A 13061-nucleotide genomic window follows, 5' to 3' on the forward strand; every position below is an offset into this window, starting at 1 on the left:
ACTGTGTTGGTTCTGAAACCACGAACAGCCCCATGCCATGGTCACGGTGTGGTGCGGCTGGACAGTTTCATAGTGTTTCGGTGGTCATAGCGTGAGGGAAACGCCCGGTTACATTCCGAACCCGGAAGCTAAGCCTTACAGCGCCGATGGTACTGCAGGGGGGACCCTGTGGGAGAGTAGGACACCGCCGAACAATCATTGCGAAAACCCCCGTGCCATTCGGCACGGGGGTTTTCTGCGTTCCAGGCATGACGAACCGGCCAGCGCAGCGGCGTCCGGTCAGGGGAAGATGCACCGGACAGGCCGGCCCGGTGAGGGGCGGCGGACCGCTTCAGCCCGACCTGTGAGCGAGTTTGAGAACACCGGGCCGTTCGGGGTATGCTCTGTTCCGTTGCCGCGAGGGAAACCTCGAGAAGTGACCAGCCCCCTTAGCTCAGTCGGCAGAGCGTCTCCATGGTAAGGAGAAGGTCAACGGTTCGATTCCGTTAGGGGGCTCCACAAAGAGAAAGCCTCCACCCGTTCGGGTGGGGGCTTTTCTCTTTGCCCGTCTTATGCCACGCGCATGGCCAGGATCGCCATGTCGTCCGACGGGGCGTCGGACGCGAAGCGTTCCACCGCGCGCATGATGCGGGCGGCGACCGCGCCGGCCGTGAGACCCGTGCAGGTGGTGAGGACGTCGGCGAGGCCGTCGTCCCCCAGCATGCGGGTGCCCTCCCGGCGCTCGGTGACTCCGTCGGTGACGCAGAGCAGGACGTCGCCCGGGTCGAGGGTGACGGTCTGCTCGTAGAGCTCCAGGTCCTCCATGACGCCCAGCAGCGGCTGGGGTTCGGCGGCCGGCTCGACCGTGCCGTCCTGGCGCAGCCGGAGGGGCAGCGGGTGGCCCGCGCACACGACCTTCAACTCCGCGCTGCCGTCCTCGTGCGGGCGCATCTCGCCGTAGAGGAGGGTCAGGAAGCGGCTGCGGGCGCCCTCGTCCAGGATGGCGGAGTTGAGACGCTCGAGAACGGCCGGGCCGCTCAGGCCTTCCCTGGCCAGGAGGCGAAGGGCGTGGCGGGCGAGACCGGTGACCGCCGCCGCGTTGGGGCCCGTGCCGCAGACGTCGCCGATGGCGAAGCCGTACACGCCCTCGCTGATGGGGAAGACGTCGTAGAAGTCGCCGCCCACCTCGTTGCCCTCTCCGGCGGCCCGGTAGATGACCTCGACCTCGACGCCGTCGATCTTGGGGGTCTCCGGGGGGAGAAGGCTGCGTTGGAGGGCCTGGCTGATGGCCGTGCGCTCCGAGTACAGGCGGGCGTTGTCGAGGGCGAGGGCCGCTCGGCGGCTCAGGTCCTCGGCCAGTTCCAGGATCTCCTGGCGGAAGTGCTCGTCGGTGGGCTTGCCGAGGGTCAGCATGCCGATGACGCGGTTGCGGGCGACCAGGGGGAGGACGACGGTCTCGCCGCCGACGGCGGAGGCCGTGGCGAGGGTGGGACCGATGCCCGAGGCCACCTGATGGGTCGGCCCGCCGGTCAGGCCGAGGCTGCGCATGGAACTGCGCAGGGCCGCGTCGTGCGCCGCCGCGGCGGGGGCCGCCCACACCCGGGCGCCGGGCGTGGGGACCGGGTCGGGCGGGGCGATCTTCGAGAGCAACGACTTGATGCCGTCGATCAGTTCCTCGTCCTCGTGCAGGACGTAGGAGAGATAGGGATCGGAGGCCTGGTCGGCGATCGTGTAGACCGCGCACCAGGTCGCCAGCGTCGGCACGGTCATCTGAGCCATCAGGGCGAGGGTCTGGTCGCGGTCCAGGGTGCCGGCGAGGAGATCGGAGGCCTCGACGAGGAAGCTGAGGGAGCCCCGGCGCAGGCGCTCCAGCTCGCCGAGACGGGCCGACTCCACGGCCAGCGCGATGCGGTCGGCCGCGAACTGGAGGCGTAGCGCCTCCTCGTTGGAATAGCGGCCGTGCGCCTCCGCCGCCACGCCGAGGGAACCGGTCAGGCGGCCCTCGACCTTCAGCGGAACCGTGACGACCGAGCGCATCCCCGTGCCGTTCAGCAGAGGGACCGCGCCGGGGACGGCGAGAAGGTCCTCGTGGACGGCGGGCATCCGGGCCGAGCCGTAGCGGCCCGGACCGGCCTCGACGGGCACGCGCGCGAAGCGCTGGCGGGCGGAGGGCAGACCCGTGGAGGCGCGGACCTCCAGCTCCGTCTCGTCGTCGGTGGCCAGGAGGAGGAAGGCGGAGTCGCCGTCGAGCATGTCACGGGCGCGTTCGACCGTGCGCTGGAGGAGGCCGTCGAGGTCGTCGGGGGCCGGTGAGCCGATGAACACCTCGAAGGGATCGGTGCTCTGGCCGTCGGAGGCGGTGGCGCTGTCCGTGGACGGGACGCGCGAGGGTGTCTGCAGGACGGCGCGTTCGTGGTCGCGGACGAGCAGGCAGACCGTGGAGGGCTCGCCGTCGGTGTCACGCACGCGGAGGTGGGAGGCGTAGACCGGGGTGACCCGGCCGTCCGCGCCCCGGATGCCGTAACTGCCCTCCCAGCGGGAGAGCTGGAGCGCCTCGGCGATGCCGGTGCTGGTGCCGGGGGTGTGCGGCCAGGCGGCGAGGTCGGTGAGGGGCTTGCCGGTGACCTGGTCGGCGGGGTAGCCGAACATTTCCTCGGCGTCCTCGTTCCAGGCGGAGACGGCTCCCACGCGGTCGATCTGGACGACGGCGACGCGTACCCGGCTGTCGGCGAGGGGCAGGAGGTCGGCGGGGAGCGACGGGCCGGCGGCGCGGGTGCCCACCGGACGGTCGGGGAGCTCGAGTTGGAACCAGACCTGTTTGTGGGTGGGGGTGTACTCGACGCCCCAGCGGGCGGCGATGGCCGCGCACAGCTGGAGGCCGCGGCCGCCCTCGCGGTCGGGACTGCCCATGGTCGCTGGGGAGCCCTGGAGGGGGATCTCGCGCTCCGGATACCGGTCGGCCACCTCGATGCGGACCCCGCCGTCGCTGCGCAGACACAGGACGTCGGCGTGGGTGCCGGCGTGGACGACGGCGTTGGTCACCAGTTCGCTGGTGAGGACCACCGCGTCGTCGACGATGTCGGCGAAGCCCCACCCCTGGAGGGTGTCGCGAACGAAGGCGCGGGCGGTCGCCACGGATCGCCCCACGGGCTCGAAGCTGGCAGCCGCGCGCGCGGTGATCACAGAACTCCTCGGCCGGTCGTCGACGTGCAGGGCTCCCCGGCCGGTCAGGTCGCCTCGCTGATGGGGCGGACGCGTGCCTGAGGACCGGGGGTCCGGGGTCTGTCCCCCCGGGATCAGTCCGGTGGTCATGTGTGCGGCCGCCCCTCCGATGCCCGCTCGTGCTCGTGCCACCGCCCAGGCCGGTGGGACCGGCGCGGCTGGGAGGCCGCATGCAAGGTTACTTACCATCCCGGTCCGCGCGGATGCCGGTCGGCTGTGTTCCGCCCAGGGGTGTGCGGACGATGTGCGAAGCTGCCGAACTGTTATGGCCTGGTTCGGCAAGGGTGAAACACTGGGCAGGCTTCTTGTGAAGGTCCGGGCAGACTGGGTGTCTTCTGAGTACAGGGGGCAGTAGCTCCCGGGCCCCGCCTGGTTTGATCGGGCGCGGATACCCAGAAGTAACGGGCATGGCGAAAAGTAGCACCCAGGCACAGCGGTAACGGTCGACCCCTGCGGGAGGGACAAGTGGAGTCTGGCGCAGCGACGCGGGGCACTAAGACGCGCGCGAAAGGCGGACAGTCTCTGAGCAGGCCGCGTACACCACGTGGCGGGACGACTGTCGTGGACACGGCAGCTCTGAACCGGTTGCTGGTCGCTCTGGTGTCCATGCGGGAGGGAAACTTCCGCAAGCGGCTCACGGTCTCCGGCGACGGCGTGATGTCGGAGATCGCCGCCGTGTTCAACGAGGTGGCGGACCGCAATCTGCATCTCACGGGCGAGCTGTCGCGGGTGCGACGCATGGTGGGACGAGAGGGGAAGCTCACCGAGCGGCTGGAGACGGGTGCCTGTGAGGGGTCCTGGGCGACGGCAATCGACAACTCGAACGCGCTGGTCGACGACCTTGTCCGGCCGGTCTCCGAGGTCGGGCGGGTGCTGTCGGCGGTGGCCGAGGGCGATCTGTCGCCGCGCATGGAGCTCAGGACGCAGACGCCGGACGGGGCGGCCGGGCAGCCGTTGCGCGGCGAGTTCCTGAAGGTCGGGCGGACCGTCAACAACCTCGTCGACCAGTTGTCGACGTTCACCGACGAGGTCACGCGGGTGGCCAGCGAGGTGGGCACCGAGGGCAAGCTGGGCGGCCAGGCGCAGGTGCGCGGCATGTCCGGTTCGTGGAAGGACCTCACGGAGTCCGTCAACACCATGGCGTACCGGCTGACGGCGCAGGTGCGGGACATCGCGCTGGTGACGACGGCGGTGGCCAAGGGCGATCTGTCACGGAAGGTGACGGTTCACGTCGAGGGCGAGATGCTCGAGCTGAAGAACACCGTCAACACGATGGTGGACCAGCTCTCCGCGTTCTCGGTCGAGGTGACGCGGGTCGCCCGCGAGGTGGGCACCGAGGGCATCCTCGGCGGCCAGGCGCAGGTGTCCGGTGTGGACGGGGTGTGGAAGGAGCTCACCGATTCGGTGAACACCATGGCCGGGAACCTGACGGCCCAGGTGCGCGGGATCGCGGAGGTGACGACGGCGGTCGCCAACGGTGACCTGTCGCAGAAGGTGACGGTGTCGGCGCGCGGTGAGGTCGCGCAGCTCGCCGACACGATCAACCAGATGACCGAGACGCTGCGGACCTTCGCCGACGAGGTCACGCGCGTCGCCAACGAGGTGGGCGCGGCGGGGCAGCTGGGCGGCCAGGCGAACGTGCCGGGCGCGGCCGGCACCTGGAAGGACCTGACGGACTCCGTCAACACCGTGTTCCGTAACCTCACCACCCAGGTGCGGGACATCGCGGCCGTGACGACCGCCGTGGCCAGCGGAGACCTGTCGCAGAAGGTCACGGTGGACGTGGCCGGCGAGATGCTGGAGCTGAAGAACACCGTCAACGGGATGGTCGACCAGCTGTCGGCCTTCGGCGCCGAGGTCACGCGGGTGGCGCGGGAGATCGGCGTCGAGGGTGAGCTGGGCGGTCAGGCACAGGTGTCGGGCGCGGCCGGGACGTGGAAGGACCTGACGGACTCCGTCAACACGGCGTTCCGGAATCTCACCGGACAGGTGAGGAACATCGCGCAGGTCACCACGGCGGTGGCCAACGGCGACCTGTCGCAGAAGGTCACCGTGGACGTGTCCGGCGAGATGGCGCAGCTGAAGAACACCGTGAACACGATGGTGGACCAGCTGTCGTCCTTCGCCGACCAGGTGACGCGGATGGCCCGGGACGTGGGCACGGAGGGCCGGCTGGGCGGTCAGGCGCGGGTGGACGGCGTCTCGGGCACGTGGAAGGAGCTCACCGACTCCGTCAACTCCATGGCGGGGAACCTGACCTCGCAGGTGCGCAACATCGCGCAGGTGACGACGGCGGTGGCCCGGGGCGACCTGTCGCAGAAGATCGACGTGGACGCGCGCGGGGAGATCCTCGAGCTCAAGAACACCATCAACACGATGGTCGACCAGCTGTCCGCGTTCGCCGACCAGGTGACCCGGGTCGCGCGTGACGTGGGTACCGAGGGCCGGCTGGGCGGTCAGGCGCAGGTGCCCGGCGTGGCGGGTGTGTGGCGGGACCTGACGGACTCGGTGAACGGCATGGCCGGCAACCTCACCGCCCAGGTGCGCAACATCGCCCAGGTGGCCACTGCGGTGGCCCGCGGTGACCTCTCCCAGAAGATCACCGTGGACGCACGCGGAGAGATCCTGGAGCTGAAGAACACCCTGAACACGATGGTCGATCAGCTGTCGTCGTTCGCCCAGGAGGTCACGCGCGTGGCCCGTGAGGTGGGTACGGAGGGGCAGCTCGGCGGACAGGCCGAGGTGCAGGGCGTCTCCGGCACCTGGAAGGACCTCACGCAGTCGGTGAACTTCATGGCGAACAACCTGACCATTCAGGTGCGTCAGATCGCCGAGGTCACGACCGCGGTCGCCAAGGGCGACCTGTCGAAGAAGATCACGGTCGACGCCAAGGGCGAGATCCTGGAGCTCGTCACCACCGTCAACACGATGGTGGACCAGCTGTCGTCGTTCGCCGAGCAGGTGACCCGGGTGGCCCGCGAGGTGGGCACCGAGGGCATCCTGGGCGGCCAGGCGCACGTGCCCGGTGTCACGGGCATCTGGAAGGACCTCAGCGGCAACGTCAACCTGATGGCCAAGAACCTGACCATGCAGGTGCGCAACATCTCCCAGGTCGCGGCGGCCGTGGCCAACGGCGACCTGACGCGGCAGGTGACGATCGAGGCGCGCGGTGAGGTCCAGCAGCTCGCCGACACGTTCAACACCATGGTGAAGACGCTGAGTTCGTTCGCCGAGCAGGTCACGAAGGTGGCCCGTGAGGTGGGCACGGACGGCATCCTGGGCGGGCAGGCGCATGTGCCGGGTGTGGCGGGCACGTGGAAGGACCTCACCGACTCCGTGAACGGCATGGCGTCCAACCTGACCGGTCAGGTGCGCAACATCGCCATGGTGACGACGGCCATCGCCAAGGGTGACCTGACGAAGAAGATCGACATCGACGCGCGCGGGGAGATCCTCGAGCTGAAGACGACCATCAACACGATGGTCGACCAGCTGTCGTCGTTCGCCGAGGAGGTCACCCGCGTCGCCCGCGAGGTGGGCACCGAGGGGCAGCTGGGCGGTCAGGCACGCGTGCGTGACGTCGACGGCACCTGGCGTGACCTGACCGAGTCGGTGAACGAGATGGCCGGGAACCTGACCCGGCAGGTACGAGCCATCGCGCGCGTGGCGACTGCCGTGACGCGCGGCGACCTGAACCTGAAGATCGACGTGGACGCGTCCGGGGAGATCCAGGAGCTCCAGGACTACATCAACAAGATGATCGCCAACCTGCGCGACACCACGATCGCCAACAAGGAGCAGGACTGGCTCAAGGGCAACCTCGCGCGCGTGTCGGCTCTGATGCAGGGCCGGCGCGATCTGCAGGACGTGGCCTCGCTGATCATGAGCGAGCTGCCGCCCCTGGTGGCCGCGCAGCACGGTGCGTTCTTCCTGGCGATGCCGCCGGCGGACGGTGACGCCGATCTGTACGAGCTGCGGATGCTCGGCTCGTACGGCTACTCGATGGGATCGATGCCGTCGTCGTTCAGGCCTGGTGAGGCGCTGGTGGGTACGGCGGCCGAGGAGAAGCGCACGATCCTCGTCGCGAACGCCCCGAGCGGCTATCTGAAGATCTCCTCGGGGCTCGGCGAGGCGCCGCCCGCGCAGGTGATCGTGCTGCCGGTGCTGTTCGAGGGTCAGGTGCTCGGCGTGATCGAGCTGGCGTCGTTCACGCCGTTCACGCAGATCCAGAAGGACTTCCTCAACCAGCTCGCCGAGATGATCGCGACCAGCGTCAACACGATCTCCGTCAACACCAAGACGGAGCAGCTGCTGAAGCAGTCGCAGGAGCTGACCGAGCAACTGCGTGAGCGGTCGGCCGAGTTGGAGCAGCGGCAGAAGGCGCTGCAGGCGTCCAACGCCGAACTGGAGGAGAAGGCCGAGCTGCTGGCCCAGCAGAACCGCGACATCGAGGTGAAGAACACCGAGATCGAGGAGGCGCGGCAGGTGCTGGAGGAGCGCGCCGAGCAGCTCGCGGTGTCGATGCGCTACAAGAGCGAGTTCCTGGCGAACATGTCGCACGAGCTGCGGACGCCGCTGAACTCGCTGCTGATCCTCGCCAAGCTGCTCGCCGACAACGCGGACACCAACCTGACGCCGAAGCAGGTCGAGTTCGCCGAGACGATCCACGGGGCCGGTTCCGACCTGCTCCAGCTGATCAACGACATCCTCGACCTGTCGAAGGTCGAGGCGGGCAAGATGGACGTGTCGCCGACGCGGATCGCGCTCGTGCAGCTCGTGGACTACGTGGAGGCCACCTTCCGCCCGCTGACCGCGGAGAAGGGCCTCGACCTGTCGGTGCGGGTGTCGCCGGAGCTGCCGGCCACGCTGCACACCGACGAGCAGCGGCTTCTCCAGGTGCTGCGGAACCTGCTGTCCAACGCGGTGAAGTTCACCGACTCCGGGTCGGTGGAGCTGGTCATCAGGCCGGCCGGGGCGGAGGTGCCGGTGGCGATCCGCGAGCAGCTGCTCGAGGCGGGTTCGCTGACCGACGCGGACGCGCCGCTGATCGCGTTCTCGGTGACCGACACCGGCATCGGGATCGCGGCCAGCAAGATGCGGGTGATCTTCGAGGCGTTCAAGCAGGCGGACGGCACCACCAGCCGCAAGTACGGCGGTACGGGCCTCGGGCTGTCGATCTCGCGGGAGATCGCGCAGTTGCTCGGCGGTGAGATCCACGCGCAGAGCGAGACGGGCCGTGGGTCGACGTTCACGCTGTATTTGCCGCTGCACCCGAGCGAGCTGCCGCCACAGGGCTACCAGCAGATCGTGCCCGCCCTGGAGGCCGGTGACCTGGTGGCCTCCGAGAACGGAGCGGTGGAGCCGTCGGAGCTGTCCGAGACCGAGATCCAGATGCCGGCCGAGGTGAAGTCGTACCAGGACGCGCAGAACGGCCCGGCGGCTCTTTTCCGGCGCCGTCGGCGGCTGGTGAGCGGTGAGCAGGTCGGCAGGCCGGAGCAGTGGCCGTCCCGCGGACAGCAGACGGGGACGCAGGCGCGCCCGGGCATCCGCTTCGGCGGTGAGAAGGTGCTGATCGTCGACGACGACATCCGCAACGTGTTCGCGCTGACCAGCGTCCTTGAGCAGCACGGCCTGTCGGTGCTGTACGCGGAGAACGGCCGGGAGGGCATCGAGGTCCTGGAGCAGCACGACGACGTGGCGGTCGTCCTGATGGACATCATGATGCCCGAGATGGACGGCTATGCGACGACGACGGCGATCCGGCGGATGCCGCAGTTCTCGGGGTTGCCGATCATCGCGCTGACCGCGAAGGCGATGAAGGGCGACCGGGAGAAGGCGCTCGAGTCGGGTGCCTCCGACTACGTGACGAAGCCCGTCGACCCCGATCACCTGCTGACCGTGATGCAGCAGTGGATGCGGGGCGCGTGACAGGGGTCCTCGGTGTGATCGAGGCCTCCCGTGCGACGGGAACTCGTGGCGGTCGCCCGGAGTTGTTGACTCAGGGTGGCCGCCGCCGTGTAGCGGGGCGGAATTCGGGGAACCTTCTGGTCTTCCGCTGCGTTCCTGCTACGTGCACAGTGACATCACGGTGACAGGGTGTGGCGACGGTCGGGGTGCGGCTACCATGACCGGCACAAGGAAGGGCGGCGCACAGGAGTCGTCCCCAGGGGCGGCGCCCGGTGCACTGCCGGGGCGAGGAGGGCGGGCCATGGTGCAGAAGGCCAAGATCCTCCTGGTCGATGACCGGCCGGAGAATCTGCTGGCGCTGGAGGCGATCCTCTCGGCGCTCGATCAGACGCTGGTGCGGGCATCGTCCGGGGAAGAGGCGCTCAAGGCACTGCTGACGGACGACTTCGCTGTCATTCTGCTGGACGTCCAGATGCCGGGAATGGACGGCTTCGAGACGGCCGCGCACATCAAGCGGCGGGAGCGGACCCGGGACATCCCGATCATCTTCCTCACCGCGATCAACCACGGGCCGCACCACACCTTCCGCGGTTACGCGGCGGGCGCGGTGGACTACATCTCCAAGCCGTTCGACCCGTGGGTGCTGCGTGCGAAGGTCTCGGTGTTCGTCGAGCTGTACATGAAGAACTGTCAGCTCCGTGAGCAGGCGGCGCTGTTGCGGTTGCAGTTGGAGGGCGGCGGCGGCAAGGCCGCCACGGGCGGCGCCAAGGAGGCGGCAGGACTGCTCGCCGAGCTCTCCGCGCGGCTCGCGGCCGTCGAGGAGCAGGCGGAGGCGCTGTCCAAGCAGCTCGACGACGAGTCGGCGGACGCGGCCGCAGTGGCCACGGCCGCTCATCTGGAGCGCAAACTCACAGGTCTGCGCCGGGCACTGGACGCCCTGGAGCCGGGCGCCGGCAGCGGTACGGCCTCCGTGTCGTCGCAGAACTGAGTCGTCGCAGAACTGAACGGAACTGACGCGTGCGGCGCGTGGAGTTGCGCATGACAGCGCGTCAGTTCTTTCCTCCCGCACAGGGGAGGCGTCAGTTCCGGGTGTCCGCGAAAGCGACACGAACGGGTGAAGCAGTGGGCACGCGTGTCCCTTGTGGTCTCCACCGGTAACCTCACACCCATGGCCTCACGTCCTTCCGCAGCCAAGAAGCAGCCCGCCAAGAAGGCGGCGGCTCCCGCGAAGGCTGTGGCGAAGAAGGCCGCCGCGAAGAAAACCGTCCCGAAGAAGGCGCCGGCGAAGAAGGCGCCTGCCAGGAAGGCCGCGGTCAGGAAGCCCCCGCCCCCGCCGGCTCCCAGTCCCACCGGAGGCGTCTACCGCCTGGTCCGCGCCGTCTGGCTCGGCCTGGCGCACGCCGTGGGCGCGGTGTTCCGCGGCATAGGGAACGGCGCGAAGAACCTCGACCCGGCCCACCGCAAGGACGGCGTCGCGCTGCTGCTGCTGGGCCTCGCCCTGATCGTCGCCGCGGGCACCTGGGCCGACCTGCGCGGCCCCGTCGGCGACCTCGTCGAGATCCTGGTGACCGGCTCGTTCGGCCGGCTCGACCTGCTCGTACCGATACTGCTGGCGGTCATCGCGGTGCGCTTCATCCGGCACCCGGAGAAGCCGGAGGCCAACGGCCGCATCGTGATCGGTCTGTCCGCGCTCGTCATCGGCGTGCTCGGGCAGGTCCACATCGCCTGCGGCGCGCCCGCGCGCAGCGCCGGCATGCAGGCCATAAGGGACGCCGGCGGTCTCATCGGCTGGGGCGCGGCGACCCCGCTGACCTATTCCATGGGCGAGGTGCTCGCCGTGCCGCTGCTGGTGCTGCTCACGGTCTTCGGGCTGCTCGTCGTCACCGCGACCCCGGTCAACGCGATTCCGCAGCGGCTGCGGCAGCTCGGGGTGCGGCTGGGCGTGCTGCACGATCCCGGGACGGACGAGTACGACGAGTTCTCGGACGACGAGCGCTATGACGAGCAGTGGCGTGAGGCGCTGCCCGGCCGCCCCCGACGGCGCTCGGGCGCGCCCGAGGCGTACGGCCCCGACAGCGCCGAGCAGGACGCGCTCTCCCAGCGGCGCGGCCGGCCCCGGCGCTCGGCGGTGCCGCAGCCGGCCATGGACCGGCAGCCGGACGCCGTGGACATCGCGGCGGCCGCCGCGGCCGACCTCGACGGCGCCGTCCTGCACGGCATGCCGCCCTCGAGGATCGTCGCCGACCTCACCCAGGGCGTCAGTGTGGGCGACCGGGAGCCGACGACGCCGACGCCCGTGCCGGCGCCGGCCGCGGCGCCCGTCCCCGCGCCGGCGGCGCGCCCCCGGCAGGAGAAGCTCAGGACCGACGGAGCCGTACCGGACCTGACCAAGTCGGCTCCCGAACACGCGCGCGAGCTGCCGCCGCGCGCCGAGCAGCTCCAGCTCTCGGGCGACATCACCTATGCGCTGCCCTCGCTCGACGTTCTGGAGCGCGGCGGCCCGGGCAAGGCGCGCAGCGCGGCCAACGACGTCGTCGTCGCGTCGCTGACGAACGTCTTCACCGAGTTCAAGGTCGACGCCGCCGTCACCGGCTTCACGCGCGGGCCGACGGTCACCCGCTACGAGGTCGAGCTCGGGCCGGCCGTGAAGGTCGAGCGGATCACCGCCCTCGCCAAGAACATCGCCTACGCCGTCGCCAGCCCCGACGTGCGCATCATCAGCCCCATCCCCGGCAAGTCCGCGGTCGGCATCGAGATCCCGAACACCGACCGCGAGATGGTCAACCTCGGCGACGTGCTGCGCCTGGCCGAGTCCGCCGAGGACGACGACCCGATGCTGGTCGCCTTCGGCAAGGACGTCGAAGGCGGTTACGTCATGCACTCGCTGGCGAAGATGCCGCACATCCTGGTCGCCGGCGCCACCGGCTCCGGCAAGTCGTCCTGCATCAACTGTCTGATCACCTCGGTCATGATGCGGGCGACCCCCGAGGACGTCCGGATGATCCTGGTCGACCCCAAGCGTGTGGAGCTGACGGCCTATGAGGGCATCCCGCACCTGATCACGCCGATCATCACCAACCCGAAGCGGGCGGCCGAGGCGCTCCAGTGGGTCGTCCGCGAGATGGACCTGCGCTACGACGACCTCGCCGCCTACGGCTACCGGCACATCGACGACTTCAACCGGGCCGTGCGCGAGGGGAGCGTCAAGTCGCCCGAGGGCAGCGAGCGCGAGCTCCAGCCGTACCCCTACCTGCTGGTGATCGTCGACGAGCTCGCGGACCTGATGATGGTCGCGCCGCGGGACGTGGAGGACTCCATCGTGCGCATCACGCAGCTCGCGCGCGCGGCGGGAATCCACCTGGTGCTGGCCACCCAGCGCCCGTCGGTCGACGTCGTCACCGGCCTGATCAAGGCGAACGTGCCCTCCCGGCTCGCCTTCGCCACCTCCTCGCTCGCCGACTCGCGGGTCATCCTCGACCAGCCGGGCGCCGAGAAACTGATCGGCAAGGGCGACGGACTGTTCCTGCCGATGGGCGCGAACAAGCCCACCCGTATGCAGGGCGCCTTCGTGACCGAGGCCGAGGTCGCGGCCGTCGTCCAGCACTGCAAGGACCAGATGGCCCCGGTCTTCCGGGACGACGTCACCGTCGGCACGAAGCAGAAGAAGGAGATCGACGAGGACATCGGCGACGACCTCGACCTGCTGTGCCAGGCGGCCGAGCTGGTCGTCTCCACCCAGTTCGGGTCGACGTCCATGCTGCAGCGCAAGCTGCGGGTCGGCTTCGCCAAGGCCGGCCGGCTGATGGACCTGATGGAGTCGCGGAACATCGTCGGTCCCAGCGAGGGATCCAAGGCGCGTGACGTTCTGGTGAAGCCGGACGAGTTGGACGGCGTCCTCGCGGTGATCCGAGGGCAGTCTGAGGGGTAGACGTCAGTCGAGGGGACCGGGTGCC

4 protein-coding genes, 1 tRNA gene and 1 rRNA gene are annotated in these 13061 nt (G+C 69.6%); 5 read left to right on the forward strand and 1 reads right to left on the reverse strand.

Annotated features, from left to right (window positions below):
- The first annotated feature begins 76 nt into the window (after positions 1-76).
- Together rrf and QF032_RS28545 are read left to right on the forward strand one after the other, a co-directional pair.
- A 5S ribosomal RNA gene (rrf, locus tag QF032_RS28540) occupies positions 77-193 on the forward strand.
- Between the two features lie 229 nt (positions 194-422).
- Positions 423-498 (forward strand) — tRNA-Thr (locus QF032_RS28545).
- A gap of 51 nt (positions 499-549) precedes the next feature.
- Here the strand turns inward: QF032_RS28545 and QF032_RS28550 are convergent.
- Positions 550-3291, reverse strand: coding sequence for a SpoIIE family protein phosphatase (locus QF032_RS28550; protein WP_307046391.1), 2742 nt, complete (start codon positions 3289-3291; stop codon positions 550-552).
- Positions 3292-3666: 375 nt separating this feature from the next.
- Here QF032_RS28550 and QF032_RS28555 point away from each other — a divergent pair, with 375 nt between their 5' ends.
- The 3 genes from QF032_RS28555 to QF032_RS28565 all read left to right on the forward strand — a co-directional run bounded on the left by QF032_RS28555 (position 3667) and on the right by QF032_RS28565 (position 13036).
- Positions 3667-9129, forward strand: coding sequence for a HAMP domain-containing protein (locus QF032_RS28555; RefSeq protein ID WP_307046393.1), 5463 nt, complete (start codon positions 3667-3669; stop codon positions 9127-9129).
- Positions 9130-9409: 280 nt separating this feature from the next.
- Complete coding sequence (locus tag QF032_RS28560; protein ID WP_107441609.1) at positions 9410-10096, forward strand: response regulator; 687 nt, start codon at positions 9410-9412, stop codon at positions 10094-10096.
- Positions 10097-10276: 180 nt separating this feature from the next.
- Entirely contained in the window at positions 10277-13036 is a 2760-nt protein-coding gene (locus tag QF032_RS28565; protein WP_307058000.1) for a DNA translocase FtsK, read from the forward strand.
- Positions 13037-13061 lie beyond the last annotated feature (25 nt).

Source organism: Streptomyces achromogenes, from assembly GCF_030816715.1.
Lineage (GTDB): Bacteria > Actinomycetota > Actinomycetes > Streptomycetales > Streptomycetaceae > Streptomyces > Streptomyces achromogenes_A.